This window comes from Salibacterium qingdaonense, assembly GCF_900114715.1.
Classification (GTDB): Bacteria; Bacillota; Bacilli; order Bacillales; family Marinococcaceae; genus Salibacterium; species Salibacterium qingdaonense.
Genome location: NZ_FOTY01000008.1, coordinates 71,512 through 95,638, shown reverse-complemented (window position 1 = coordinate 95,638; position 24,127 = coordinate 71,512). Strand labels below are relative to the sequence as shown.

Annotated in this window: 31 protein-coding genes; 18 read left to right on the top strand and 13 right to left on the bottom strand. The window is 47.4% G+C overall.

Translation table 11 applies throughout. The annotated features are described in order from the left end of the window. Window positions 1-36: 36 nt before the first annotated feature. Window positions 37-711, bottom strand: coding sequence for a PspA/IM30 family protein (locus BM058_RS08785; protein ID WP_090926665.1), 675 nt, complete (start codon window positions 709-711; stop codon window positions 37-39). 247 nt (window positions 712-958) lie between these two features. Between BM058_RS08785 and BM058_RS08780 the strand changes: the two genes are divergently transcribed. The 3 genes from BM058_RS08780 to BM058_RS08770 are packed head-to-tail and all read left to right on the top strand — an operon-like array spanning window position 959 to window position 3,541. Further along, a complete protein-coding gene (locus tag BM058_RS08780; RefSeq protein ID WP_090926664.1) occupies window positions 959-1,504 on the top strand; it encodes a DUF4247 domain-containing protein in 546 nt (181 codons plus the stop codon). 36 nt (window positions 1,505-1,540) lie between these two features. Continuing rightward, window positions 1,541-1,933, top strand: coding sequence for a DUF350 domain-containing protein (locus BM058_RS08775; RefSeq protein ID WP_090926678.1), 393 nt, complete (start codon window positions 1,541-1,543; stop codon window positions 1,931-1,933). Between the two features lie 48 nt (window positions 1,934-1,981). Continuing rightward, a complete protein-coding gene (locus tag BM058_RS08770) occupies window positions 1,982-3,541 on the top strand; it encodes a polyamine aminopropyltransferase (RefSeq protein WP_090926663.1) in 1,560 nt (519 codons plus the stop codon). Window positions 3,542-3,815: 274 nt separating this feature from the next. Here BM058_RS08770 and BM058_RS08765 read toward each other — a convergent pair whose 3' ends face one another. From BM058_RS08765 to speD, 5 genes are all read right to left on the bottom strand, one after another. After that, window positions 3,816-4,142, bottom strand: a complete 327-nt coding sequence (locus BM058_RS08765) for a hypothetical protein (protein ID WP_143083001.1) — start codon at window positions 4,140-4,142, stop codon at window positions 3,816-3,818. A gap of 123 nt (window positions 4,143-4,265) precedes the next feature. Beyond that, window positions 4,266-4,487 carry a helix-turn-helix domain-containing protein gene (locus tag BM058_RS08760; protein WP_090926661.1) on the bottom strand — a complete coding sequence of 74 codons (222 nt, stop codon included), beginning with the start codon at window positions 4,485-4,487 and terminating at the stop codon, window positions 4,266-4,268. Between the two features lie 9 nt (window positions 4,488-4,496). Next, the gene (locus BM058_RS08755; protein ID WP_090926660.1) at window positions 4,497-4,973 is read right to left on the bottom strand and encodes a DUF2975 domain-containing protein; all 477 of its coding nucleotides are present in this window, start codon (window positions 4,971-4,973) and stop codon (window positions 4,497-4,499) included. A 392-nt stretch (window positions 4,974-5,365) separates the two neighbouring features. After that, a complete protein-coding gene (locus BM058_RS08750) occupies window positions 5,366-6,385 on the bottom strand; it encodes a potassium channel family protein (protein WP_090926659.1) in 1,020 nt (339 codons plus the stop codon). After that, window positions 6,385-6,765 (bottom strand): adenosylmethionine decarboxylase, encoded by a 381-nt coding sequence (speD, locus tag BM058_RS08745; RefSeq protein ID WP_090926658.1) that lies wholly within the window; start codon window positions 6,763-6,765, stop codon window positions 6,385-6,387. Before speD ends, BM058_RS08750 begins: the two co-directional genes overlap by 1 nt. A gap of 134 nt (window positions 6,766-6,899) precedes the next feature. Here speD and BM058_RS08740 point away from each other — a divergent pair, with 134 nt between their 5' ends. Then, window positions 6,900-7,427, top strand: coding sequence for a DUF4178 domain-containing protein (locus BM058_RS08740; RefSeq protein WP_177195491.1), 528 nt, complete (start codon window positions 6,900-6,902; stop codon window positions 7,425-7,427). Window positions 7,428-7,435: 8 nt separating this feature from the next. On the opposite strand, the gene BM058_RS08735 is transcribed toward BM058_RS08740, so the two are convergent. Then, window positions 7,436-8,293, bottom strand: a complete 858-nt coding sequence (locus BM058_RS08735) for an RDD family protein (protein WP_090926656.1) — start codon at window positions 8,291-8,293, stop codon at window positions 7,436-7,438. Between the two features lie 148 nt (window positions 8,294-8,441). On the opposite strand from BM058_RS08735, the gene BM058_RS08730 reads away from it, so the two are divergent. From BM058_RS08730 to BM058_RS08720, 3 genes are all read left to right on the top strand, one after another. Then, window positions 8,442-8,936 carry a hypothetical protein gene (locus tag BM058_RS08730; protein ID WP_090926655.1) on the top strand — a complete coding sequence of 165 codons (495 nt, stop codon included), beginning with the start codon at window positions 8,442-8,444 and terminating at the stop codon, window positions 8,934-8,936. A gap of 92 nt (window positions 8,937-9,028) precedes the next feature. Then, window positions 9,029-9,388: a DUF805 domain-containing protein gene (locus tag BM058_RS08725; RefSeq protein WP_090926654.1), complete on the top strand. Its 360-nt coding sequence runs from the start codon at window positions 9,029-9,031 to the stop codon at window positions 9,386-9,388. 161 nt (window positions 9,389-9,549) lie between these two features. Continuing rightward, the gene (locus BM058_RS08720) at window positions 9,550-11,316 is read left to right on the top strand and encodes a methyl-accepting chemotaxis protein (protein ID WP_090926653.1); all 1,767 of its coding nucleotides are present in this window, start codon (window positions 9,550-9,552) and stop codon (window positions 11,314-11,316) included. Between the two features lie 42 nt (window positions 11,317-11,358). On the opposite strand, the gene BM058_RS08715 is transcribed toward BM058_RS08720, so the two are convergent. Then, a complete protein-coding gene (locus BM058_RS08715) occupies window positions 11,359-12,285 on the bottom strand; it encodes a prenyltransferase (protein WP_245736903.1) in 927 nt (308 codons plus the stop codon). A 164-nt stretch (window positions 12,286-12,449) separates the two neighbouring features. On the opposite strand from BM058_RS08715, the gene BM058_RS08710 reads away from it, so the two are divergent. Further along, the gene (locus BM058_RS08710) at window positions 12,450-12,941 is read left to right on the top strand and encodes a type II toxin-antitoxin system PemK/MazF family toxin (RefSeq protein WP_090926651.1); all 492 of its coding nucleotides are present in this window, start codon (window positions 12,450-12,452) and stop codon (window positions 12,939-12,941) included. Between the two features lie 284 nt (window positions 12,942-13,225). On the opposite strand, the gene BM058_RS18210 is transcribed toward BM058_RS08710, so the two are convergent. Further along, window positions 13,226-13,372: a hypothetical protein gene (locus tag BM058_RS18210; RefSeq protein WP_177195490.1), complete on the bottom strand. Its 147-nt coding sequence runs from the start codon at window positions 13,370-13,372 to the stop codon at window positions 13,226-13,228. 687 nt (window positions 13,373-14,059) lie between these two features. On the opposite strand from BM058_RS18210, the gene BM058_RS08700 reads away from it, so the two are divergent. From BM058_RS08700 to BM058_RS08685, 4 genes are all read left to right on the top strand, one after another. After that, window positions 14,060-15,562 carry an FAD-dependent monooxygenase gene (locus BM058_RS08700; protein ID WP_090926649.1) on the top strand — a complete coding sequence of 501 codons (1,503 nt, stop codon included), beginning with the start codon at window positions 14,060-14,062 and terminating at the stop codon, window positions 15,560-15,562. Between the two features lie 121 nt (window positions 15,563-15,683). After that, window positions 15,684-15,935, top strand: a complete 252-nt coding sequence (locus tag BM058_RS08695; RefSeq protein ID WP_090926648.1) for a hypothetical protein — start codon at window positions 15,684-15,686, stop codon at window positions 15,933-15,935. Beyond that, on the top strand, window positions 15,936-16,235 hold the full coding sequence (locus BM058_RS08690; protein ID WP_090926647.1) for a hypothetical protein: 300 nt from the start codon (window positions 15,936-15,938) through the stop codon (window positions 16,233-16,235). Window positions 16,236-16,526: 291 nt separating this feature from the next. Continuing rightward, entirely contained in the window at window positions 16,527-17,039 is a 513-nt protein-coding gene (locus tag BM058_RS08685; protein ID WP_090926646.1) for a DUF5412 family protein, read from the top strand. 425 nt (window positions 17,040-17,464) lie between these two features. On the opposite strand, the gene BM058_RS08680 is transcribed toward BM058_RS08685, so the two are convergent. Further along, window positions 17,465-17,659, bottom strand: coding sequence for a hypothetical protein (locus tag BM058_RS08680; protein ID WP_177195489.1), 195 nt, complete (start codon window positions 17,657-17,659; stop codon window positions 17,465-17,467). 38 nt (window positions 17,660-17,697) lie between these two features. After that, a complete protein-coding gene (locus BM058_RS08675) occupies window positions 17,698-18,480 on the bottom strand; it encodes a hypothetical protein (RefSeq protein WP_090926644.1) in 783 nt (260 codons plus the stop codon). Between the two features lie 291 nt (window positions 18,481-18,771). On the opposite strand from BM058_RS08675, the gene BM058_RS08670 reads away from it, so the two are divergent. From BM058_RS08670 to BM058_RS18740, 4 genes are all read left to right on the top strand, one after another. Beyond that, window positions 18,772-19,215, top strand: a complete 444-nt coding sequence (locus tag BM058_RS08670) for an ASCH domain-containing protein (RefSeq protein WP_245736902.1) — start codon at window positions 18,772-18,774, stop codon at window positions 19,213-19,215. Window positions 19,216-19,662: 447 nt separating this feature from the next. Next, the gene (locus BM058_RS08660) at window positions 19,663-19,911 is read left to right on the top strand and encodes an AbrB/MazE/SpoVT family DNA-binding domain-containing protein (RefSeq protein WP_090926642.1); all 249 of its coding nucleotides are present in this window, start codon (window positions 19,663-19,665) and stop codon (window positions 19,909-19,911) included. Continuing rightward, window positions 19,912-20,313, top strand: coding sequence for a type II toxin-antitoxin system death-on-curing family toxin (locus BM058_RS08655; protein WP_090926641.1), 402 nt, complete (start codon window positions 19,912-19,914; stop codon window positions 20,311-20,313). It abuts the gene before it with no gap. Between the two features lie 14 nt (window positions 20,314-20,327). Further along, complete coding sequence (locus tag BM058_RS18740; RefSeq protein WP_281244689.1) at window positions 20,328-20,456, top strand: hypothetical protein; 129 nt, start codon at window positions 20,328-20,330, stop codon at window positions 20,454-20,456. A gap of 50 nt (window positions 20,457-20,506) precedes the next feature. Here BM058_RS18740 and BM058_RS08650 read toward each other — a convergent pair whose 3' ends face one another. Beyond that, entirely contained in the window at window positions 20,507-21,325 is an 819-nt protein-coding gene (locus BM058_RS08650; protein WP_090926640.1) for a permease prefix domain 1-containing protein, read from the bottom strand. Beyond that, on the bottom strand, window positions 21,322-21,642 hold the full coding sequence (locus BM058_RS08645; protein ID WP_090926676.1) for a PadR family transcriptional regulator: 321 nt from the start codon (window positions 21,640-21,642) through the stop codon (window positions 21,322-21,324). The genes BM058_RS08650 and BM058_RS08645 overlap by 4 nt, the downstream gene beginning before the upstream one ends. Before the next feature lie 344 nt (window positions 21,643-21,986). On the opposite strand from BM058_RS08645, the gene BM058_RS08640 reads away from it, so the two are divergent. Beyond that, entirely contained in the window at window positions 21,987-22,670 is a 684-nt protein-coding gene (locus BM058_RS08640; protein WP_090926639.1) for a response regulator transcription factor, read from the top strand. Then, window positions 22,670-24,046 carry a sensor histidine kinase gene (locus BM058_RS08635; RefSeq protein WP_090926638.1) on the top strand — a complete coding sequence of 459 codons (1,377 nt, stop codon included), beginning with the start codon at window positions 22,670-22,672 and terminating at the stop codon, window positions 24,044-24,046. The genes BM058_RS08640 and BM058_RS08635 overlap by 1 nt, the downstream gene beginning before the upstream one ends. Window positions 24,047-24,127 lie beyond the last annotated feature (81 nt).

The window sequence follows — 24,127 nt, the reverse complement described above, 5'->3', positions numbered from 1 at the left end:
GAAAAGAGGCGGCCCGGATCGGCCGCCTCTTTTCTTTTACCCGTTATTCTTTTCTTTCATCTTCGCTTTCATCTGGGCGAGCTCGTCGTCAACGTCATCTTTGTCGAGTGCATCGAGTTCATCGTCGAGCGAATTGCCGGAATCGCGCATTTCTTTGCTTGTTTCAGCGCGGGCTTCGAGTTCATCCACTTTTTCCGACATCCGGTCGAAGCCGGCGGAGGCATTCTCCGAACCGAAGCTCGACATGGATTCGTTGATCTTCTGCTGCGCTTTGGCGGAGCTTGCCCGGGCTTTCAGCGTTTCTTTCTTCGCTTTCATCTTTTCATATTCATCTTTCATGTCCTGCAGCTGATCACGGAGCTGCTGGCTGGATTGCTTGGCGTTTTCGTGGGTAGGGGTGAGTTCATCGACTTTCTCCTGGTGCTTGTTCTTGTCCTCAAGCGCGCGCCGGGCCAGATCTTCATCTTCTTTTTCGAGCGCTTTTTCCGCCTGTTCCTGCCGTTTGTCCCGCATTTCAACCGCATCATCGAGCTGTTTCTTGAATTTCTTTTCGATGCTGATCTGCTGGGCTACGTTGGTTTCAGCTTCTTTCATATCTTTTTCCATGTCAAGTAAATATTGATCGAGAAGCTTTTCCGGATCTTCCGCCCGGTCCAGCAGTGCGTTCATGTTCGATAGGGTGACGTCTTTCAACCGTTTAAAAATACTCATAGGAACCCTCCTGATAACTTTAAGTTCAAGACATCTTTCACTTCTATTTCTATTATACTGGAGACGGGCATTTTTTAAAACAAATTCCTATTTGTGAAAAAAACGCGTTCGTCTTTTCATTTTGGAAAGACTCTCGTACAATGAAAGATGTTCACCTGATTAAAAATGGAAATGAAACGAACACTGTGCCGCAGCCGTACAGTGGTGTAGGATTGATGCCAACCGGTGGAGGAAAGGAGGTAAGGTGTTGCACAAGAAAGTATTCATCATTATGATTGCTCTGGTGTTTCTGCTCACGGGCTGTTTATCCGGGGGCGGTGTTGTCTCTCAGCACTATGAATTGGAAAATGTGATGGAAGACGAGGCAGGAAACGAATCCCATGTCTATACAGCGCCGGATACAACGGTTCCTCAGGCAGCAGCAACCATCCAGGAAGACAGCAGCCCGGAAGAGGTATCGGCAGAAGATGAAGAACGGATGTTTCTCGTCTATGACGACCGTACCATTCAGGTGATGGAGGATTCACAGAACCCCGGTGATACGCTGGTAGAAGTGTCTGAACAGGAATTTGTAGAAAATAACTACAGTCCTTCCATGCTGGAAACCTATGCGATGTTCCGGATCATGTCAGATCTGTATAACATGGGAGCCCGGACCCGTGACAAGCAGTATGAGGGATATGTAGGCACAAATGGAAACTATCACCGCGACCCGTCCACGCGTGGGTCCAACCGTTCAGGGTCTGTCAATTCAACAGGAACCCGCGGCGGCGGATTCGGCTTTGGGAAATAATACTATTACATACGATAAGGAGGAAAAAAAGTGGATATGTCGGTATTTTGGGAATCTATACTCTGGTTTGTCATTGTGATGGCCGTCATTTTTATTGCAGCCTTTATTTTCGAAAAGGTGACAAAGTTTAAAGACAGAGAAGAAATCAAGGCGGGGAACGTGTCGGTGGCCCTTTCCCTGGCGGGTAAAATTTACGCCCTCGGCTACATTATGAAAATATCCGCAGAAAATGCGTACAACCTTGGGGAAGCGCTGGCCTGGGGTCTCATCGGATTTGTCCTTTTAATTGTCGGATATTTCCTGTTCGAATTTTTGACACCGTCGTTTAAAGTGGATGATGAGCTGGCAAAAGACAACAAAGCGGTAGGGATTATATCACTTGCTATTTCTATTGTGATTGCCCATGCCGTAGCGATTGCGATTATCTAAGGGGGCGCTCGATGCGTCCTTTTTCTTTGGGAAAAGAGGGATCAGACCTTGCTGCAGCAGTGGAAAAAACCAACCAATCTTTTGTATATTTCATCTTTTATCGTGTCGGTGTGCGGTATTATCTATCAGATGATGCTCGGGGCGGCCGGTTCCTATTTAATGGGAAGCTCGGTTCTTTCTTATGCTATAGCGGTCGGGGGGAGCCTGTCCGGTATGGGAGTCGGATCGATGTTGTCGGAGTACCTGCGCCGTCACCTTGTGAACCGCATCATCGGCATTGAATACATGATCGGCCCGGTCGGTGCGTGTTCCACCTTGTTCATCTATATGATGTTTTCCACAGTCGGAAGCGATACGGCATCGGTGTTTTTCTGCCTGTTCATCTTTTTCCTCGGCTGTCTGACAGGAATGGAACTCCCGATTTTAATGCGGGAGGCGGAGAAACGCGGTGATGAACTGAAAAAAAGCGCCGCCCGCACATTGTTCAGCGATTACGCCGGTTCGCTGATCGGAACGCTTGGGTTCGCGCTTCTATTAAGCCCGTGGCTCGGTTTTATTCAAACGGCGTTTTTCGTCGGGATTATTAACGTGGCGGTTGCATTCTGGCTTACTTTTGCGTTTAAGCATGACATTCATAAGCCAAAACGGGCCCAGATTGTCGGAGCGGTGCTGCTCGTGCTGCTTGGGTTCGGCTTTATATTCGGCAACAGTTACGCACAAATTCTGGAGCAGCACTTGTACCAGAGCCCGGTCGTCATCAATGAAGAGACGCGCCACCAGCGGATCATCGGTACGCAGGCGCCCGGCGATTTCCGCCTGTATCTGAACGGCAACCTGCAGTTCGCAGAATCTGATGAATACCGGTACCATGAAACACTTGTCCATCCCGGAATGGGGCTTTTGCAGCAGAAAAAAGAAGAAAGCGGCGGACTGGATGTTCTTATTCTTGGAGGAGGAGACGGGCTTGCGGTGCGGGAGCTTTTGACCTATGATACAGTGGAGTCCATCAAGCTGGTGGATCTCGATCCGAAAGTGACCGAGCTCGCCCGCAGCAATCCCCACCTGACCGATATCAATAAGCATTCGCTTGAAGACGAACGCGTCTCGATTGAGCACGGGGATGCTTTCAACTACTTAAAAGAAGACAACACAACCTATGATTATATTTTGTCCGACCTTCCGGACCCGAATACGCTCGAGCTGAACAAGCTCTACACAAGAGAAATGTACGGCTTGATGTATGAACGGCTCGCCCAGGACGGCGTCGCGGTCGTGCAGTCGACGAGTCCTGTTTTTTCAAGAAAAGCATACTGGACCATTTCCGATACAATCGAAGGCGCCGGTTTCTTCGTCGACAACCTGCACATCAATGTGCCGTCATTTGGCAACTGGGGATTCACCATGGCCGCCAAGCAGCCGTTTGATCCCGCCGACGTGTCGCTTCCCGGTGCCGCACACACGCAGTACCTGCAGGAAGGAATGCTGACCGGGCTGTTCCAGTTCGCCAAGGATGAAAACGCCGATATTGAAGGGTTCAATTACCAGGAAAACACCATTAACCACCCTGTTTTGACGAAACTGTACAATGACGCATGGAGATATTACTGATCTCCGTGCTTTTTTTGTGGGATTGGAGAGGAAGAGGGGGACACTAAACTGCCGGCGGCCGGCTTTAGTGTCCATGGAAGCTGCGTCCGTAGACACTATGATTCTATTCCGGTGAGTTAGTGTCCACGGATTTTTGCCGGGGACCACTATCTGTGAAATCCGGCTGCGTAGTGTCCACGCACAAGCAGGGAAGGGACACTAATTGCTTAAGTGCATCGGGTAGTGTCCATGGAGAGTTATACTTGAATCGGGTGATAGAAGCGTGGAATGCTTATTATCCACCAGCCTTGTCTATTCTTTTCAAAGCTGCATCGCTCTCAGAGCTCCCGGTAATTTCAAAGAAGTATTCTTTGTTCTCCTCCAATTTCAGGATCTTGGTTTTCAATGGAATACGGTTTTCTTCTTTATCTATTAATGCAATATTGAATGCTGCTTCCCCCTCCAGGTCAATATCTGTCTGATCTATATATTCTTTCCGCAGTATTTGCCCTTTTTCGATAGGGGAACCATCGGCGTTTAGTATTCCACCTGAGATATCCCTGGTACTGATTCCTATGGAGTGAAACGTAAAATCAGCATTATTTTTGAAACTCAGCATCATCGTATTTTCCTTCGGTCCTGCGGGCTTATCCTGACAGGCTGTCAAAACGACAGCAAACAACGTAAAAGTAAATAAAATCAGCAATCTTTTCATACGCTTCCCACACATCCTTTCCCATACAGCTTATTCATCCGTGTCATGGTCCTCCTGATATTCAAGAATATCCCCGGGCTGGCAGTCCAAAGCCTTACAAATAGCATCCAGCGTGGATAGTCGTATCGCTTTTGCCTTTCCATTTTTCAAAATGGAGAGGTTAGCCATTGTGATTCCAACGCTTTCGGATAGTTCGGTCACACTCATTTTTCGTTTTGCCAGCATTACATCAATATGGACGATCACCGCCATGCTCTCACCTCAGACTGTTAAATCATTCTCCCATTTGATATCCAACGCACTTTTTAATAATTTTTGAAGAACCGCCGTGAACACCGCAATGACAATAGAAGTAAAAATAACAGCAAAGCCGGTCAGTGCTATTCCCGGATGCAGAGCGTTTTGTGAAAAAAGGTAGATGCTGCCGGCGGCGTACAGCAGACTGATGGTAACTGCACAATATTTTATCCATTTCAAAGACTCTACAGACAACACCGAGAAAGCCTGGCTGCGGCCGACGTAGTGTAGAAGTTTTAAAGCCTGATATAAAGCAAAATAAAAGGGGATTGTTGTAGCATACAATCCGATTAAGACGGGATATTTCAGATAAGCAAACGCTGGATACCCTTCTGCCGTTGTATCTGCCATCCATGGCAGCCAGAATATGCACAAAACAAGGACTGTCAACCCGAGAAGAAAAACAGCTGTCCTTAAAAAGAGTGTCGTTCCCCGACCCATCCAAAGCACCTCACTTATGTTTTGATACTGGTATAATAATACATAATTTATCGTTTTGCAATAAATATTTATTGTTTTTATTAGATTTTATTCAGGGGATGGAGCAGTGCTTCGGAAGGTATGGACACTAAACTGCCGGCGGGTGGCTTTAGAGTCCATGGAAGCTGCGTCCGTAGACACTATGATTCTATTCCGGTGAGTTAGTGTCCACGGATTTTTGCCGGGGGACACTATCTGTGAAATCCGGCGGCTTAGTATCCACGCACGGGCAGGGAAGGGACACTAATTGCTTAAGTGCATCGGGTAGTGTCCACACTCTGTCGGAACGCTTCGACGGATGCTTGTTCCACAAAAAAACTTCCGACTATCCACATGATAATCGGAAGTGCGCTTTATTTAATATGTTGATACGTATCGCGGCTGCAGATGACGGCGAGCTGGGTGCCGGGTGGGATGGTATCGTCCCAGCCGTCTGTGATAAACGCGGTATCGTTTGCGATGAGAATCGCGCCTTGCTGCTCCAGTGCGTCACGGGCTTCGCGGTAGGTGGTCCAGCTGCTCTTCGGCAGTATCAGATGCAGGTCGTCGCCGTACTGCTTGCTTAAGAGCTGCATGAAGAACGTGCTGGATCCGTGGTACTCCATGGATTTGGCAATCAGGTTGGACACGGATTGATAGGACGGAATGCATTCATTCACGCCGGCGCGGGTGAACAGCGCTTCGTGTTTGTCCGACAGCAGTTCGGCGATAGTGTAAATGGCAGTACTGTTCTTTTCGCCGTAGGCCTCAATGGTTGAGGCGATCAGATACGTTCTGCCGTCGGCAAGGTCCAGGTCGTTAATATCCTGCGGGGCAAAAATACCGACCGTTCTGGCTCCCAAAATATTTGCTTTTTCGAGGGTGCTTTCGTCGGTGGCGCTGCCTCGGATAAAGTGGAACCGTTCATGCTGATACGGAGATTTTTCGAGATTCCGGTCGATGAGGACGACCTGTTTCTTTTCATTGGTGAGCATTTCTTCGACCGCACTTTCGGTTTTGCCGTCGGCCCAGCCGATGAACACCGCGTGATTCGAATCTTTAAAAGCCAATCGACCTTCCTCCTTTGCCTGTTTATAGTGCAGCGCGGAATCGAGTATTTTGGAGATAACAACCCCGATGACACCGATGCCCAGCGGAAAGACAAACAGCATGGTAAACCACTGGCCGCCTGCTGTGACCGGGGAAATATCACCGTACCCGACGGTGGTGGAGGTCGTCATCACCCACCAGAGCGCGCTCATAACCGTGAATGTTTCCGGTTCAATCGCGAGAATGCCGAGCACCGACACCGCGATGAAGAGCAGGGTGAATAAAAAGAGCGACACATTGCCGATGTTGATCACTTTTTCATATATCTGTTTCAGGATGTGCATTACGACACCCCTTCGGACTCGACGATGTCACCGGTTCCGCGGTTCAAAAGGCGGCGCTGAATCCCGGACGGGGCGAGGCAGGCTTTCAGGTGGGCCACCGCTGCGCCGGAGTCAATCGATGCGCCGCACGTGTAGCAGTCGATGCCGCAGAATCCTTTTTCCGGGTACGTGTGAATGCTCATGTGGGATTCGGAGAGCATTGCAAGCACGGTTACACCCTGTGGATCAAAGTGGTGCGACTGGACGGAAAGAACGTCGGCCCCGGCCTTTGCCGCGGCTTCTTTTATGTAAGTCGTTAACTGGTGTTCATCATTCAGAAGGGAAAACGAACATCCCCAGAAATCGGCTATGTCATGTGTTCCTTCGGTTGTATACTCCATGGTATTCCCTCCGCTTTCCATAAATCGTCCATTCTGTCTGTTTTTTATTTTATCATTATACGGATCTCTTATCTATTCATTTCAACCAAAACCCTGAATATGCTATACTGATGGAAAATAAAGGAGGACTTTTGATGGGGATTTTTAATAGAGTGAAAGAAATGTTCCGCGCCCGGAATGTTGACGAGGAAAAAGGAACCGTAACCCGTACGATCCAGACAATGCAGCTTGAGGATATTGTGTCGTATGATCTGGAAGATTACATAGTAAAAGGAAAACTGGTATATGAAGACGGCGGCTTTGAATGGACCGTGTATCATTTGGCGGGGGAAACGGCGAACCGCTGGCTGTCGTTTGAGGAAGATGATGAATGGGTGATCGGCATGTATGATAAAACGAGTGTACCGCCTGAAGAGCCCGGGAGCGGTACGTTTGAATACGAAGGAACGACGTATCAGGTGAAAGAACACGGATCCGCCTCCATCAAGGAAGCAGAGGGGCGCGTCGGGGCCTCTACGGGGCAGACGGTGGAGTACTGGGACCTGGTCGATAACGATACGCAGGAAAAACAGTTGTCCGTGGAAAAATGGGGCGGGAGCCTGGAAGCAAGCACCGGCCATGAGATCAGCGAAAAAGAAATCTCGATTATCGCCGGAACATAACTCAAGGTTCAGCGCTCTTCCCACGCCGGGTTGAAACGGTTGACGATTTCACGGGCAGGGTTTTTCCCGATGAATTCATATGCCTGCCCGTTGAAGGATATTCCGCGTTCCCCGAGAATAAGCGAACGACCGCCCACTTCTATGTAATACTGATCGTACATCGTATCACCGGTTCTGCGTAGATGGATTGTTTCTTCCGGCGCGTTGGTCAACGTTTGAACGACGCCTTCCGTCGATGACGGCGAATACACGGCGTGTCCCTGCGGCGTGTGGCTTCCGCTTTGGATGGAAAAGGAATCCACGGGTTCGTCAACATCTTCAAGCATCGCCGACGCTGCGTCCTGGTATGTCGTATGCTCCCAGCGGTCGAGAGCAAACATGCCCGCAATCAGCGCGATAGTGGCAGCGGCAAGGACTTTGCGGTTGTTGAAAATCGTGCGGGCCTGAAGCGGTTCCGGTGCGTCTGTGGTGACGTACGTCCCGGCGGCAAAATCATGCAGGGCGCGGCGGTCGTCCCGCCAGATCATCATCACCGCGCTCACGATAAGCCCGACACCGAGCGTCAACAGATAGATGACACTGAGGCCGGTATACCGCAGCAGCATCGTGCCAAAGCCTGCGCCTTCGCGGTACACACTCGCGATGGTCAAGCCGCATATCCATTTCCCGATTGTCCGTCCCCGCCAGATGGAAGGAATCATGATCCAGTACAGCGTAACAAGAATGGTGAGAAACGTGGAATTGGATACAAAAAAACCACCGTACAACACGTAGGCCAGTACTCTCGTCAGCACGAAGATAATACCAGTATCAATCAGGGCCGCCGTGATGCGGGGGAAGATACCAGCGGGATTTGAGACGTGCATCACAGACTCTCCTTCTCTTCAACTGCATGCATAATTTTTCTATGAAATTGATTTCCATACTGATTTTTCCTCTTCACTTCTGATATGATTTTAGCACAAGGTTTTTTTGTGTTACAAGACTCATAGGAAAAGGAAGCAGGGATCAAACGTGATATGGACAATATTTCAGGCGCTCACGCTCGTTATTCTCGGCGTCTGCACTTCTTTGGGAGCGTGGTGGATGGATACTTCTTCGACGTTCGGCCCGGCAAGCACCGGACCCGTCCCCTCCATCTTTGATGTTCTTCTGGCGGTTGCTGTTCCTCTTACTGCGTTTTACTTTTTGACTTTATTCGAGCTGCATAAAGAAAATCATATTTTTTATCGAAATATATGGAAGCGGGGATCTTTTTTCATTGGATTGACGGGAATACTGTCGTTCGCTGCTTTCGTTGTGTGGCGGGTAGTATCCAGTATATTCCCTGATCCATGGATCGTTATACTGTTGTATCAGTATTTTCTGCTCGTATTGTTTTTATGGGTGTTCTCGCTTTTTTTCAAGCGGCTGAAACAGAACGATACCGTCACGAAAGCGGCGGAACTCGCGGCCACGTATTCGGTATGGGTCGTCCTTGCTTTTCTTGCTTTGTTCTATTTGATTTGATTGTACCGGCAGTGAAACGGGAATAAACGATGTGACGTACAGAAGGGGAACATTATGATACACTGAAAAAGTTGAAAAAGGGGGGAGAAACGATGCATTGGTACGCGAAAGTATTGTCGAATTATGCCGTCTTCCGCGGAAGAGCGAGACGGACGGAATACTGGATGTTTACGCTTATTAACTTTCTTATTGCCTTAATTCTAACTGGTATTGAAGCAATGATGGCGATTCCTGCTGTGTTGACCTCCATCTATGGTCTTGCTGTGCTTTTGCCTTCACTGGGAGTCTTAATCCGACGTCTGCATGATACCGGCCGCACGGGATGGTGGTTTTTGATCCAATTAATTCCGTTCATAGGCTCCATTGTTCTGTTGGTATTTATGTGCCTGGACAGCCAGGAAGGCACCAATGAATACGGTCCGAATCCGAAAGAGGAACCGGAACATACGTAGAGAAACAGCTGGTTTATGTTTTAACATGTTGAGGAACGTCAGCATGTTAATCCATAAAAAAGTCGCATTATTCAGCAATTTATGAAAATATTGTTTCCTCGTTATTATAAATCTATTATACTAAGACCATATACTTTTTTATCGTTGAAGGGGTGGAAATAATGAGTCTTAAGGCTAAATTGCTTGTCTATTGTCTCAGTCTGCTTGTGATTCCTGTAGCTGTGCTGGGGTGGATCAGTTATGACACGGCGAAATCGGAGCTGAATGCGGCCAGTGAAGTAAGTCTCGAGAACTACGTCGGTATGGCGGCGGAGATGACGGACCGGATGCAGCAGGCAGCAGCGGATGGATCCATGTCGGAAGAACAAGCACGTGAACAGGTGAAAGAAAGCCTGCTCGGACCGTCTCAGGGCGGCGGGGAGCGCACAGTGTCCGGAGATATTGATCTGGGGCCTAATGGTTATTTTTATATTATGGACAGTGAAGGGACACTGCTCGCGCACCCGAACCAGGAAGGGGACAATATCTGGGATTCGCAGTCGGATGACGGTACATACTTCATTCAGGAAACAGTTGAAAAAGCCCAAAACGGCGGTGGTTTTGTCAACTATGAATGGCCTCTTCCAAGCAATGAAGATGTCAGTAAACCTAAGATCATTTATGCCGAATATGATGAAGAATGGGACTGGGTGATTGCTGCCGGCTCCTATATGATGGATTACAATGAGGGCGCTTCCAATGTGCTCAGTATCATGCTGTTCACCCTTGCCGGAGCACTTGTTATTGGAGCGGTCATTGTCTATTTCTTCGCACGACGGATATCCCGGCCGGTGGAGAAGCTGAATGAGGAGGTGCAGCGGGTGGCTTCCGGAGATTTAAGCGACCGGGATCTGTCTATCCACAGAAAAGACGAAATCGGATCTCTCGCCGCCCAGGTCGACCATATGAAAACGTCGCTTCGTTCGATTATTGGATCGGTTAACGATTCAGCGCAGCAGGTGTCGGCGATGTCAGAAGAATTGAACGCCACCACGGACGAGAACGCAAAAGCGGCGGAAATGATGTCGCAGTCGGTACAGGAAGTGAACGATCAGTCGTACCGTCAGACAGCCGCAGCAGAGGAATCCAATCAGGCGATGGAAGAAATTAATACGACCGTGTCGGACATGCGCGGCCGGGTCGACCAGACGAAGCGCTCCACCGCAACCGCGAAGGGAAAAACCGAAACAGGGAAGGAGAAAATTTCTACGCTTACGACAGAAGTGGGAGAACTCCAGCAGCTTACCACCCGCACGAACAGTGAGATTCAGGAGCTTGAACAAAAATCCGGGCAGATTACCGATATCGTGTCGCTCATTACAGACATTTCGGAGCAGACGAACCTGCTCGCCCTGAACGCCGCCATTGAAGCAGCCAGGGCCGGCGAAAGCGGGAAAGGTTTCGCCGTTGTTGCCGAAGAAGTCCGGAAACTGGCAGAGCGCTCCAGTGCCTCCGCGTCGGATATCAACCGGCTGATTCAAGAGATTCAGGAGACGGTGAAACGTTCCGCCGCGGCAATGAACGAAAACCATGACAAAGCAGCGAACTGTAATGAACGCGCACAGGAGACGGATGCTACCTTTGATGAGATTGAAGAAGCTGTCACCTCGATTGCTTCCGATGTGGACGCGATCAACCATGCTCTTGGCGCGATTGAAGAAAAAACAGAAGCCTCCGGCAGCCAGATTGGGGACATGCAGGAAATCAGCCGCCAGAACGCGGAAAATGTGGAGCAGGTGGCAAGCGGTATCGAAGAACAGAACGCCTCCATGGAAGAAATCAGCGCCTCCGCCGATAACTTGAGCCATGTCGCGGAATCGATGCAGGAAAGCATCGCCGCATTCCGTTTTGAGGAAGAAAATCGAAGCGGAAAACAGGAGAATCAATAGATAAACTTTCAGGATCGATAGAAAAACACGCCCGGCCGGTATCTAAACGAAGATACCAAGCCAGACAGCGGTGCTCATCGCAAGCAGAAGCAGCCATTTTTCCACTGAAGATACTTCTTCCGGGTCCTCGACGTCCATTTTCATAATAAGAAAAATGGCGGCAGCGGTCGAAACGGCGAGGCCGAGCGCAGCGGGGAGGCGCTCCAAGCCGAGCCAGAACGCACAGGCACCGGCGAGCACGTAGTAAATGACAGCCGGAAGTCGGGAAAAAACAAGACCGAACCGTTCCGCGGCCCACACGACAGATGTCTGCTTCTTCGGAACGGCGCGGGCATCGGCGCGAAGATCCGGGATATGGTGCACCATCACCCAGGCGATACAGATGAGCGCGTTCACGAGCGCATTCTGAAACGCCCACTCAGGCACTGTTTCGAGCGCAAGCCATGGCCCGGCCAGACCCAGGAAAAACAGGGACGGAAACGTGCTGATCCATTCGCCGGCCACCGGGTAATAACTCGTGCGCAGCGGCCGCAGCGAATAAGAGACGGCGGCCCACACACCGACAGCGAGCAGCACGCCGAGGCGGACAAAGCCGGTGACGAGAAGCGCCGCCGCTAGCAGAGCGAGCCCGGCGGCAAGGCCTTTTCCTACCCGGCCGATGGTTTCCGCCGGAACCGCGCCGGTCTGGATGAGACGGCTTCCACCGGAGAGAATGGCCGGGCTGCGTGCATCCGTCCCTGACAGATGATCGGTGTAATCATTCAACAGATGCGTCAGTACCCCGTGAATCAAAAAGGCGCTGAAAAGGAGAAGCAAAAAGAGTGCGCTCCACTGTCCACCGTCTATAACGCCGTACAATGGGAGCATCGTGGAGATAATGGCTGCCACACTGGATGAGACAACAGCAATCCAGCGCATCAGCACCATCCCGTTTTTCAACACAGATCTTGCCTGATTTGTTATCATCATGAATCCCTCATTTCAATATCCGTCATTCCCGGTTTTCAAGGTCTGGAAACCAGTCTGTGCCTTCCTGGAGGCAATCATACCTCCTGCAGGAAAGAAACATGTGTCAACAAGCCGGAAAATGGGAATACAGCAGAGGATAGAAAAAGAAATTGGTGGGACATACGATGGCTTCAGAAAATAAAGACGAAAAACTACGCCGGCTCCGGGAATGGCATCCGGAAAAAGAACGGCTTGCCCTGCACTGGATCGATAACCTTCACGAACAGATGGAACGCCGCTTCGTGCAGGGGGCTGTTCACGTCTGCGATCTCGGTGAAAACATAGGTAACGAATTGAACAAGGAACGTCCGGCGCTCATTATTTCTAATAACCGCATCAATGCAACGAGCGGAACGGTGCAGGTGCTGCCGCTCACCGGACAGGTGAAAACCGTGACAAAAACAAACCGCCGCGGGCGCACCGTCCAGACACCGGAAATCCGCACCCATTACGTACTGCACGAAAACGAGTATCCATTTCTTGATAAAACCTCAGCCGTCAAAGCCGAAAGCATCTGCACCGTCAGTAAAAACCGGCTCGGCAGGCACCTCGGTGAAGTCGGAGAAAAGGACCTGGAGCGGATCAAATCCAGAATGAAGTGGATGTTTGATATGTAGCCGCGCGCGGTGGTACAATGGGAACTGGTAAGACAATTCACGTTGTCCGCCGTCGTTGCGGGCCAATTCACACAACCGGGAAACTGGGTTGTGAATCGGTTCAACAAAAGCCGGAGATGCGCTCTCCGGCTTTTTTTATATACTATTTGGTTTCGCCCGTAATCAAGATGTTTCCGCTCGTATCTGACATTGTTTCGCCCGCAATCGACAAAACTTCGCTCGTATTCGACATCATTCCGCTCGTAAAAGATGATATCCCCTGCATCGACAATCTATGCGTGCAGTTATAACAACGCCCCGATTAAAATAATCGCACCGATGACGAGAACGACGCCTGCGATGATCCGCAGCACGCAGCCGACACCGCGCATAATGAGCGGAAATAAGAAGATAATCATGACAATAAGTATAATCAGCGTAAGAGGATCCACATCCATCTTCTCCTTTCTTTTATTGGCCTATGCTGTATTGTACCCTTATATCGGTTGATTGTAATCAACGAAAAGGAATCTGTCTTTCTTTTCTTATCATGCGGTATCCCTCATCCCTTTTTACATACAAACCATCCGGACCGGGAGCTGTATCAAAGGCCGTTAAGGGTTAAGGCATCCGCTTCAGGTGGACGCTTGTACTCCGGAGTACAAGGGCGGCATCGGTTTGCTGGGGCTCACCGTGTCTTCTTTGTCACTGGGCAGCACTACGGGCCGGGGCGTATCTGTGGACACTAAATTGCAAGGCAGCACACATAGTATCCACGGAGGTAGTGTCCGGGGATACTAGGAGTTCCCTGCCTGCAAATAGTGTCCATCGATTTCCACCGGCACCCACTAATTCCTGATTTCAGCGGCGTAGTGTCCACAAAATGATGATCCTTGGACACTAAGCCTTTATTTTTCAATAATAGTTTCCACGGCCGGAGGAACGAGGGGGGGGGGGAAGTGCCCCGCTCAGAGCATAAGGGATACATTAAAAGCCACCACCTTCCTTTTTTACCTGTGGCTGCATTCTCTTTCATAAAAAAGAGAGCTGTACCTTTTGATACAGCCCTGGCACGCGGCAGGATTAATAAAAACGGGGAGCGGGAATTCGGTTAAAAACATGCATAAAGGAGAACGTTTATGACACCACAGGTATTAATCGCCGGTGCCGGGCCGACGGGGCTTGCGTTGGCGCTGGCTCTGGAAAAGCACGGCATTTCCTTTCGCATCATGGACCAAGAGAGCGGTCCCGGGGAGGAGTCCCGGGCTATGGCTGTTCATGCCCGGACACTTGAGTGGTACGATCAGCTCGGTGCTGCCGGCCTGTTGATTCAACACGGCTATCCTCTCCCGCAGCTTGAAATCTACCGGAACCAGAAGCGGCGTTCCGTCCTGGATTTTCAAGATATGGGGAGAGGATTCAGTCCGTATCCGTATGTCTTGATTCTGCCACAGGACGAACACGAACGTCTTTTGATCAACAGACTGAAGAAAAAAGGAATCGAAGTGGAGTGGAACACCGAGCTTTCTTCATTTTGGCAGCACGAGGATCACGTCGAGGTCGTGATGGAAAAAGAGAACGGAAGAGAGACGTCCTCGTTCACGTATGTGTGCGGGTGTGACGGCGCCCACAGTTCGGTGCGGAAAGCGCTCGATCTTCCGTTTGCCGGGAAAACGGATAACCACGTATTCTATGTGATGGATGTGAAAAGCTCGTCGGAGGCAGAAGGCGCGCAGGTGCATCTTTTTGAAGACACGTTCGGTCTTGTATTTCCGATCCGCACGTCCGGATTGACCCGCCTGATCGGCCTTATTCCGGAACGTTTTCTGGATGAACAAAATGACGTCGACAAGGACAGACTGCTTCCGTTTCTGGAAAAACAGACCGGGGTGGATATCGAGCGTTTGCATTGGTTTTCGACCTACACGGTCCATCACCGCGTCAGCAGCCACTTCCGGAAAGACCGCGTGTTCCTGGCCGGGGATGCGGCTCATATCCACAGTCCGGCAGGAGCGCAGGGCATGAATACAGGAATCGGCGATGCTGTGAATCTCGCCTGGAAGCTGGCAGCTGTGATACAGGGGACGATGGACGCCTCGGTGCTCGATACGTATGAGACCGAACGCAGGGCGTTTGCGAAACGACTGGTCGCCACGACGGATCAGGCTTTTCAAAGGATAGCCGGGGACGGGATGACGTCGGATTTCGTCCGAAAGGTCATGATTCCCCGCGTTATTCCGTGGATGACGAAGAATCTGCCGGTGAAACAGCAGCTGTTCAAAACGGTCTCCCAGATCCGCATTCACTACCGGAACAGCCGGATCAGCTCAGGGAAAGCGGGACGTATCCAGGGCGGAGACCGTCTGCCGTGGCTTCCCGGCGAGTGGGGAGACAACTTCGGGCTGCTTCAGAGCGCGGACTGGCAGCTGCACGTGTACGGTAGTGCCTCGCCCGACCTGCGCCGCACAGCCGAAGACCTCGGACTGCCGCTTCATGAACCGGCATGGACGTCAGCCGGCAAAGAAGCCGGCATCCCCGAACATGCTATGTTTCTCATCCGGCCGGATGGGTATGTTGCTCTCGCCGATGCCCGGCAGAATACCGAAGCATTACAAGCATATCTGGGCGCCTGGGGCATGTGATCGAAAGGGACTCGAACCCTCACTGCCCCGTGTTATTTTAATATCTTAAACAAGGGGGACATTTAGGTGGTACTGTAAATACTGTATAATAAAAAGAAAGGCTCGAAACGGAGGGATTGAAATGAAAAAAATAGAAGGTCATGCTGCTAAGGTCTTGAAAAATATTATTCATGATCATGAGTCTGTTTTCGAAATAGATGGGAAGAGATATCACCTTACTGTCACGGAAGAACCAGAAACGTCAGTGAAACAAGACGTTGAAGCGGATCCGGTATTAAAGGAAAATCTGAGCCAAGCAAAGAAAGACATAAATGAAGGAAGAGTCTACACTACCGAAAACGTTTTGGAGATGATTGAACAAGGGGAACTTTAAATGGAAATTAAGTGGGCAAAACAGGCGTTCCGTGGATTTAATGATATTCACAGCAGTCATTTCACCCCTGGGGAAACGAAAGAATATAAAAAATATATAGTGAAGAGGATAAAAGAAAAAATTGGTCTGCTGGGCACAAGTATCCCGGCAGATCATTTGATGTGGGAAGGCAGCTACAAAGTAATCGTTGATAAGTATGTTATGTATTATTCTTTTTCGGCTGATAAGAAAACATGCTACACAGAACACTTGTTTCTCTTCACACTGTCACCAAAACCAGATGATAGGTCACCCTTTTAAACGAAAAGATATGGAAAAACAAGCAATTAATCAGCGGTCAAAGGCCCACTTTTATCCGCGCGCAGGGAAAATGTGACGGTTAGCCGGTGTCTACCCGTCACAATTCGGTGCTGCGCGTGGAAAAGTAACTAGTAGATCAGGTCTAACCATCACTTTTGGCAGGTAGAATAGGAATGGTGCACCTTAGCCCCCGGTCTGCCGCCTTCATAACAAGGAATCTCTACCCAGGGTTTCCTTTTTCATGTAAAATTGTCATAGCAAAAGATTAGACCACTACAAGGGAGCTGGAGAATGCGTTACGTTTACATCATTTCCTTTTTCTTCACTCTGTGCTGGGCGGCGTTAACGTCGTATTCCTGGTATTCGTATGTCAGCCGTACCTGGCAGGTGGCTCCTGCTGATTTCATCCTGTTGTCAGTCAGCATGGGTCTGCTGGTGCTCGGGGTGATGGATACCATCCGAAAAGGCCGGGGCTGGAGCAAAGCACGCGCGCTGGTTACGCTGAGCATCTCTCTGCTGCTGTGTTTCGCACTTACAGCTGAAATGCTTTTCACCAGTATGTTTTCCTTACGGGAAGAAACGCACATGAAGACGGTTGAGTCCCCTGACGGCACCTACGCGCTGGATATTTACAGCTGGGATGCCGGAGCCGCCGGATCGTCCGGCATCCGCGCGCAGCAAAACGGGCCGCTGTGGTTCACAAAGCCGGTATATTCCAAAACCGATGCCCGGCAGGCTGAAGTGCAGTGGCAGGAAGACGGTCATGTGACGATTAATGGAAACCACCTGTCGCTTCGGGAGTAAGCTGTATCATGTTGTTGACCCCTGCTGGAAAAAGGGGACCGCAGCACCGGATAAACGGTTCGTTCAAAATCGACTTGAAATGTTGTGATTATGTTTGAAACCGTTATTATTTCATATAATTTAACATATAATAAGCAGGAGCTTTCATACCAATGAATCATGCATCAGCACATTGTATGGAATCAGCTGTATGTCAGAGTAACACATATAGATTTGCATAAAAAAAGGGGGGTTTTGTGCACGACCCGGAAAACTTAATACGTCTTATTGAACTCTATAGAGAACAAAGGGGTAAAACAATCCCCCCTATATCTCCTCCACGAATAGGCCGGCCCGGCATCAAACGTAAACTCATAAAAGACCACTGCGGTTCAAGGTATATTGTCATAAATAAATAAGTAAAACCACGGCTGCCAACCGTGGTTTTACCTTTGCATGGTTCGTTTACGTTGTTTTCGATTAATCCTGGCGGCGTTCGTTATTTTTGGTGGTTTAATGACGATTTCTTCATCGGCCGCCTCTTTATATTGTGCAATAACTTTTCTAGCCAAATTTATTCGTTTTTTTCTAGCTTCTATTTCTGTCTCATTTTGTTTAGATTGTTTGGGTTCAGGCATCATATCGCCTCCTATAGAAATTATACCATCAAATTATAACTTTAAAAAGTATCTTCAAAGGCTAAGACTAGATGTACATTATCCAGTACTATATCGGCATATTCTATTAACGCACGAATAGCTTCGACATCATAATCATCAAATTCATAGTCTGAATCAGAGAGAAAGCTTAGATACATTGGTAGGTTTTGTTCAAAACTAGAATGAGCAGCAGCAATTAATAAGGTTCTGTTTCCAATCATCCGGTTTTGAAATCCCACAGTAGTTTCTTTATTTTCCATAAAACTTAGTAATTGACGCTCTTGATGAGTAAGTTCTTCTTCGGTTTTTATGCTGTAACTTAATTGAATATCAAAAGCCCGGGTGAAATACTCTTGATATCTTTGACACAATTCAATTAAAACCGAACGAAATGAGACGGATTCAACATTATTAAATTGTCCAACAATTTGTTTGTGATAACTTAAAATATCAGATAAATAGTGGACTTGTCCTATTTTCATGATGTTGTGCTGCCACGCCTCAAATTCTACTTCTACATTAAAAGCCTTCATACGTCTTGCATGTGTCATGGTGAGAGTAGTAATAACTAAAGAACCAATGAAAAAGATAATTAAAGAATAAACCACCGCAATGATAAAAGGACTCATAAGAACATTAGCTAATTCATTCTGCCCCTCGTAATTGGCTGAAAAATGATGATAAGTTATCCAGAATCCAATAACTGAGGATATAATAGTTAGGATCATACCAACAAAATATATTTCATTTTTGTTACTATAGACAGCATCGGATAATCTTTTAATGAAATTCTCTTTTTCCATTTTTTCTCTCCTGAATCTAAAATAGTTCATTGATTTGCGCTATAAAATGGAGTCCCATAACATTGACGAATAGTTAAGATCGTGCGTCCTTCATCAAAAAATTGGCAGTGCACTTCTTTGTAGGTGGGGCTTGGGGTGTCTGCTGAGTACATATTGATTATTACGGTTATTTGGAAATTTTTTCTTCCTTCTATTCTATCATGAAAGTCCCGATCCATCTATATATTTCTTTCCCAAACCGGAGATGCTAGCATGAAAATAAAAAATATGAAGAATGGGAGAGGAAGCTTCTTGAACAATCAGACAGAGAAATTCTGGAACGAATATTGTGAAAAGCATGGTGTTGACCCGAGTGAGGCGGTGGACGTTTTTTCGTTCGGCACGGCGGCGGATGAACTGGCGGATCTTGTGAAAGAGGGGAAGAAGACGGCGACATGCTCGGCTTACGTGGAATACGAGTGGGAAGAAGAACCTCTGCCGGAAAAAGGAGAGCGCAGCATCGTGCTCGATGCATCAAACGAGCCGGCGGCTGTCATCGAGGTGACGGACGTTGTGATTATGCCGATGAATGAAGTCCCGGAGGCCTTTGCGCTCGCAGAAGGGGAAGGAGACTACCAGGACTGGTGGAACGCACATGAAACCTTTTTCACGGAGCTCCTGGAAAGCTACGGCTCCGCTTTCCGAAAAGACATGCTCGTCGTTTGTGAACGATTCAATGTGGTGTATGGCGGGTAGAACCCTCCAGAAGATTATCATTTGTTCGAAGTCTTAGGAAGAAAAGATTTCAAGGTGATTCTGAGCCATCCGATTTTCTTTCTATTACCCGTTCGAATAACCATTTGAAAAACGTGGTAATCAACGAGACGCCGATGATGTATATGATTGTCTGGTTAAACCATGAAAACAGCACCTGAAATAAAGAAAGACCAGCAATCATGAATAAGAAGAATTTAAAATAACTTAACATCGCAGCGGCCTCCGTGTTTGAACTGTAATTACAATATTGAATAACATCTTGAAAATTTTCAACCCCCGCTTTTATAGTATTTCTGCTATAGTCCTTTTGCTTGTTTTCTTCTTCATGATGAGTTATGATGTAATTACATTGAAAATTGGTATGTATATATTTTTCGAAAGAAATCCCATAGTGAGTAAAAATAGACAGGAAGCGGATGTGATTCTATGAGTGGAAAGGAAAGTCGTAAAGTAAGTCAGACAGGCAACAGTCTTAGTGTCGGCCTGCCAAAATCCATCACCGATTCTTTAAACATTAAACGCGGCGATGAAATCGAATTCGAGGTTCATGACAACCAGCTGGTATTAACGAAAAAGCGGAAGTGGGAAGAGGAAGTGGATGCAGAGATGTTGGATATGCTTGCTGAAACCTTTGAAGATCACTATGATGTCTTCGAAAACTTGAAGGATAGATAGATGGCGATTCTATATTTGAGAACCAAAGACGTCGCATTGATACATTTTATGATGATGAAAAAGTTCAAAGACGAAGAGCAGGCAGGAATAAAAGATCAGGGACTCCTTGAATCAGCTGTCCACCGCCCGAAACAATCCGATTTTGGAGAAGGCGCATACCCCGGATTATTTGAAAAAGCTTCGGCATTATTCGAGTCGCTGGCAAGGAATCACTGCTTTCATAACGGCAACAAACGAACCGCTTTCGCAGCCGTTGATGTGTTTTTAAAGAAAAATGGCTGTAAAATCAACAAAAATGACACGGAGAATGAGAATTTCACGGTTTCTGCTGCTCAAGGAGAAGTCACGTTTGCGGACATTGCCGATTGGTTGAAAGATAATACCGAAGAATATCCTCGTTAACTTTCCAGGGTGGCATGCCGGTTATTTCCGAGAATGCTGATGAAGCGGGCGTACAGGTGAATAAGGCCGGCAGCGGAAAAACGGGAGGGGCGGCGCAGAATAAACTGTCGTTTGAGACAGAACCGGAACCTCAAATACTATAGCCTCCCTCCAGATTGATGTTTATATTCTTTATTTGCTGCCGTCTTTCATTCTAGCCGCTCTTCTTCCTCCCGCTTCGTTGAAACCATTGCATGATCAATAAACCTACAACATTAGAGACAAGAAAGACAATTCCCCACCGCCAGGCTGACACATTTTTATGATGTGCACGAATGGTTCCCCAAATGGAGAATAACAACCAGTACAACAGGATTCCCGTATAAAGAATGGATGTGGAAAGAGTGTAGAAGCTGTTAAAATGACTTTCTATTTTCCAGTCAGGAGTTCGGATCTCTGTTCCCCATCCATTAAGAAGGAAGCTTCCTATTATTGAAGGACTCTGACTAAAAGTGAAACGCGGGTCTGTTTCTACTACTTTTTTAGAGACAGCATTGTCAATCGATTCTTCATTGATGCGGTACACGGATAGTTTTTCAAGATATGGATTGTTTATCTCCAATTGAATTTGCTGTTCCATCCTACCGGATATTTCCTCCTGTTCTCCTAAAGTATCCAACACGCTGTCTGCTATCTTCGATTGTTCCGTGACCATATGTACACTGAAATAGTGTAAACCCAGTCCAGCTGCGAGTGACAAACAAAGCAGTATAATGCCAGCGTATAACAATGTATCCGCAAAGGATTTCTGCTGCTTTGACACTTGATCCAAAATGCGGGGAATAATCGTTTCTCCTCCAAATCGCTGAATCGCAATTTCTTCCGCTTCTTCCTGAGAAAAGCCTTTTCGCTTGATATCAGCCGCGGATTCATATAAATGATTTTTCATTTCGTTTTGCAGTTCCTTAATTTCCTGCTTATCTTTGTTCCGTTCTTGAAAGACTTGTTCCACATACGTATCGACTTGTCTCACAGGTCAGTCACCTCCCGCAAACATCCATTCATAATCTCGCTCATCAAATTCCATTCTTTTTTCTTTTCACGAAGGGTTTTCTGCCCTGCTTTGGTTAATGTGTAATACTTCCTTCGTCCGCCTGCTCCCTGCTCATCGCCCCAATACGAACGTACTGATTTATTATTTTCGAGACGCTTGAGAGAGACATAGAGCGTGCCTTCTTTCAATTCAAACTGATCCATCGTCTTTATTCGAATGTACTTAGCCAGCTCGTATCCGTACATATCCTGATCGTTCAACAGTGCGAGAATAATCGTATCAATATTCCCCTTCATTAATTCTTTTGAAATCTGAACCAAATTGCACTCCTCCTTAAGAGCATTGTAAAAAATAATACCTAATGACACAAGGTATTCATTGATAAATGCACCCTATAAATAATTAACAGAAGTTACATATATCCACTAAGCCCTCGCTATGTATTCACCCAAAACGTCAAGCAAGATAACTTCGCCGATTGTGACTAACCAGTATTTTAGAAAATAAGGTATTACGTGCTCCGCTTCTTTGAATTCCAATTCATTCAAAATAGTGGTTCTTTTACAATGTAGATATAGGAGTTGGAAGATAGAAGTGGTAGGATGTAAATAAATAGTGTGATCGTTGAGGGAGGTGCAGGATGGAGGCATATGTACTCGTTATTGAAGATGAACATCCAATACGCCGGATGATTACGATTCAACTGCAAAGAAGTGGTTTCGAAGTGAAGGAAGCGGAGACCGGAACTCACGCAATGGAACTGATGAAGGATAAGACCCCGGATTTGGTTGTTCTGGATATTAGGCTGCCCGACATGGACGGTTTTCAGGTTTGTGAGCTGTTGTACCGGGAGTATCCGGATTCGGCTATATTAATTCTAACGGCGCTTGGCCAGGATATGGATAAATTAACGGGGCTGGAGCTTGGGGCTGATGATTACATGGTGAAACCCTTCAATCCGCTGGAACTAGCCGCTCGGGTTCGAGCAATTCTGCGTCGCTTGCATAAAGGAGAACCGCACCACACCTCTCAGGGTCCTTTCCAATTGAACGAACAATCGAAACAAGTGCTTTATAATGGCATAGCGCTTGACCTCACACCCACTGAGTATTATCTGGTGTCTTGGTTTCTTCATCATCCCGGGCAGACCTTCAGCCGGGATCAGCTTTTAAATGAAATCTGGGGAGAAGATTATTATGGCGTCCCTAAATCCGTAGATGTTCATATACGCAGGTTGCGGGAGAAAATAGAAGAAATCCCTGCCGAACCGCAATGGATTGAAACCGTGTGGGGAATGGGATACCGATGGAATGAAAAATTATAATGAGTATAAAAAATAGATTAATAATCAGCCATTTTATCGTTATTGGATTATCCGTGTTCGCTCTTATTTTAATTCTTCTTTTTATTACGAGACAGTATTACTTCAATAACTTGGAACAGAATGTAAAAGAAGAGGCTGAAGAAGCTGCAGCTATTTATTCTTCTCAGTTTTCAACAGCAGCCATAGAAAATCAAGTACATGAATTTATTTCTGGAGTTCAGAATAACTCCTCACTTCAATTACAGGTCGTCAATGAGAACGGGGTGCTCCTTAAAGATAGTGTTGAAAAAGACAGAACAGCCAATCTATCAGACTATCCTGACGTAGATTCAGCTTTATCAGGTAGAAGTTCCAGCTGGATGGGAAAACGCTCTGGAAGGGAAGAATCCATAATAGCGGCCTCTGTGCCCTTGAAGGCGGGCAATGAAACAGCCGGAGCTGTTCGCTATACGACGTCACTGGACAAAGCCAACGATTCTCTTTTCATTATATCCGGGATTCTTCTGGGTTCCGGGGTCGCCGTAACAGGATTATCTGTCCTTGTCAGTATTCTTCTTTCTCATTCTATCGTCCAACCGATCCGGAAACTGACGACTTCCACTGAAAAAATGGCAGAGGGGTATCTATCAGAACGGGTATCCACGAAGAATAAAGATGAAATTGGACAGCTGGCCGGGTCATTAAACTTTATGGCATCAGAACTACAAAGACAGGAAACTCTGAAAAGCCGTTTCATCTCCTCGGTCTCCCATGAACTTCGCACCCCGCTGACTTCTATCCAGGGATGGGCGGTGTTGCTGAGAAATACATCGGAAATGGACCAGGAAAACGTACAGGAAGGACTCCAACTGATAGACGAAGAAACAGAAAGACTGTCCGTCATGGTGGAAGAGCTGCTGGATTTTTCTAAAATGGAAGCCGGAGACCTTGTCCTGCAGCAGGAATGGTTTGATGTGAAGGAGCTGTTCGCTGAATTAGAACGACAACTAATGGCAAGAGGGAATCGAATGAATATAGATATCCAGTTTAAGTCAGATGTAATGGACCTTCACGCAGATCGAAATAGAGTCAAACAGGTACTTCTTAATATCGTAGACAATGCCATCAAGTATTCTCCGCAGAACGGGACTGTTACAGTTCGGTCGGAACGCAGGGAAAAAGAAGTACTCATGGTTATTACAGATGACGGCGAAGGTATTGCCGAAAAAGATTTACCTCACATACAGGAAAGGGCGTATCAGGGTTTTAACCATAAATCGGGAAGCGGCCTCGGTCTTGCGATCAGTACAGAAATTATAAACCGGCATCACGGGAGGATGGATATCACAAGTGAATGGGGAATAGGTACAACCGTCACTTTGAGCTTTCCATCTTAACCGTTTTGTAACCATTTTTAATGATTTCGTAACGATTTATGACAAAGGGTGACGTACAATGAAACAGCAGGTGTTAGAGGG

What these genes read in the sequence shown, in the direction of transcription:
- BM058_RS08675 (WP_090926644.1), bottom strand. Translation starts at nt 18,480, where the DNA reads ATGGAAAAAGAGAATTTCATTAAAAGATTATCCGATGCTGTCTATAGT.
- speD (WP_090926658.1), bottom strand. Translation starts at nt 6,765, where the DNA reads ATGGAGTATACAACCGAAGGAACACATGACATAGCCGATTTCTGGGGA.
- BM058_RS08680 (WP_177195489.1), bottom strand. Translation starts at nt 17,659, where the DNA reads ATGATGCCTGAACCCAAACAATCTAAACAAAATGAGACAGAAATAGAA.
- BM058_RS08715 (WP_245736903.1), bottom strand. Translation starts at nt 12,285, where the DNA reads ATGATGATAACAAATCAGGCAAGATCTGTGTTGAAAAACGGGATGGTG.
- BM058_RS08645 (WP_090926676.1), bottom strand. Translation starts at nt 21,642, where the DNA reads ATGAAGGGGAATATTGATACGATTATTCTCGCACTGTTGAACGATCAG.
- BM058_RS08690 (WP_090926647.1), top strand. Translation starts at nt 15,936, where the DNA reads ATGGAAATTAAGTGGGCAAAACAGGCGTTCCGTGGATTTAATGATATT.
- BM058_RS08785 (WP_090926665.1), bottom strand. Translation starts at nt 711, where the DNA reads ATGAGTATTTTTAAACGGTTGAAAGACGTCACCCTATCGAACATGAAC.
- BM058_RS08750 (WP_090926659.1), bottom strand. Translation starts at nt 6,385, where the DNA reads ATGCACATCCTGAAACAGATATATGAAAAAGTGATCAACATCGGCAAT.
- BM058_RS08700 (WP_090926649.1), top strand. Translation starts at nt 14,060, where the DNA reads ATGACACCACAGGTATTAATCGCCGGTGCCGGGCCGACGGGGCTTGCG.
- BM058_RS08695 (WP_090926648.1), top strand. Translation starts at nt 15,684, where the DNA reads ATGAAAAAAATAGAAGGTCATGCTGCTAAGGTCTTGAAAAATATTATT.
- BM058_RS08775 (WP_090926678.1), top strand. Translation starts at nt 1,541, where the DNA reads ATGTCGGTATTTTGGGAATCTATACTCTGGTTTGTCATTGTGATGGCC.
- BM058_RS08660 (WP_090926642.1), top strand. Translation starts at nt 19,663, where the DNA reads ATGAGTGGAAAGGAAAGTCGTAAAGTAAGTCAGACAGGCAACAGTCTT.
- BM058_RS08655 (WP_090926641.1), top strand. Translation starts at nt 19,912, where the DNA reads ATGGCGATTCTATATTTGAGAACCAAAGACGTCGCATTGATACATTTT.
- BM058_RS08735 (WP_090926656.1), bottom strand. Translation starts at nt 8,293, where the DNA reads ATGCACGTCTCAAATCCCGCTGGTATCTTCCCCCGCATCACGGCGGCC.
- BM058_RS08755 (WP_090926660.1), bottom strand. Translation starts at nt 4,973, where the DNA reads ATGGGTCGGGGAACGACACTCTTTTTAAGGACAGCTGTTTTTCTTCTC.
- BM058_RS08635 (WP_090926638.1), top strand. Translation starts at nt 22,670, where the DNA reads ATGAGTATAAAAAATAGATTAATAATCAGCCATTTTATCGTTATTGGA.
- BM058_RS08760 (WP_090926661.1), bottom strand. Translation starts at nt 4,487, where the DNA reads ATGGCGGTGATCGTCCATATTGATGTAATGCTGGCAAAACGAAAAATG.
- BM058_RS08720 (WP_090926653.1), top strand. Translation starts at nt 9,550, where the DNA reads ATGAGTCTTAAGGCTAAATTGCTTGTCTATTGTCTCAGTCTGCTTGTG.
- BM058_RS08710 (WP_090926651.1), top strand. Translation starts at nt 12,450, where the DNA reads ATGGCTTCAGAAAATAAAGACGAAAAACTACGCCGGCTCCGGGAATGG.
- BM058_RS08640 (WP_090926639.1), top strand. Translation starts at nt 21,987, where the DNA reads ATGGAGGCATATGTACTCGTTATTGAAGATGAACATCCAATACGCCGG.
- BM058_RS08725 (WP_090926654.1), top strand. Translation starts at nt 9,029, where the DNA reads ATGCATTGGTACGCGAAAGTATTGTCGAATTATGCCGTCTTCCGCGGA.
- BM058_RS08765 (WP_143083001.1), bottom strand. Translation starts at nt 4,142, where the DNA reads ATGATGCTGAGTTTCAAAAATAATGCTGATTTTACGTTTCACTCCATA.
- BM058_RS08685 (WP_090926646.1), top strand. Translation starts at nt 16,527, where the DNA reads ATGCGTTACGTTTACATCATTTCCTTTTTCTTCACTCTGTGCTGGGCG.
- BM058_RS18740 (WP_281244689.1), top strand. Translation starts at nt 20,328, where the DNA reads ATGCCGGTTATTTCCGAGAATGCTGATGAAGCGGGCGTACAGGTGAAT.
- BM058_RS08740 (WP_177195491.1), top strand. Translation starts at nt 6,900, where the DNA reads ATGGGGATTTTTAATAGAGTGAAAGAAATGTTCCGCGCCCGGAATGTT.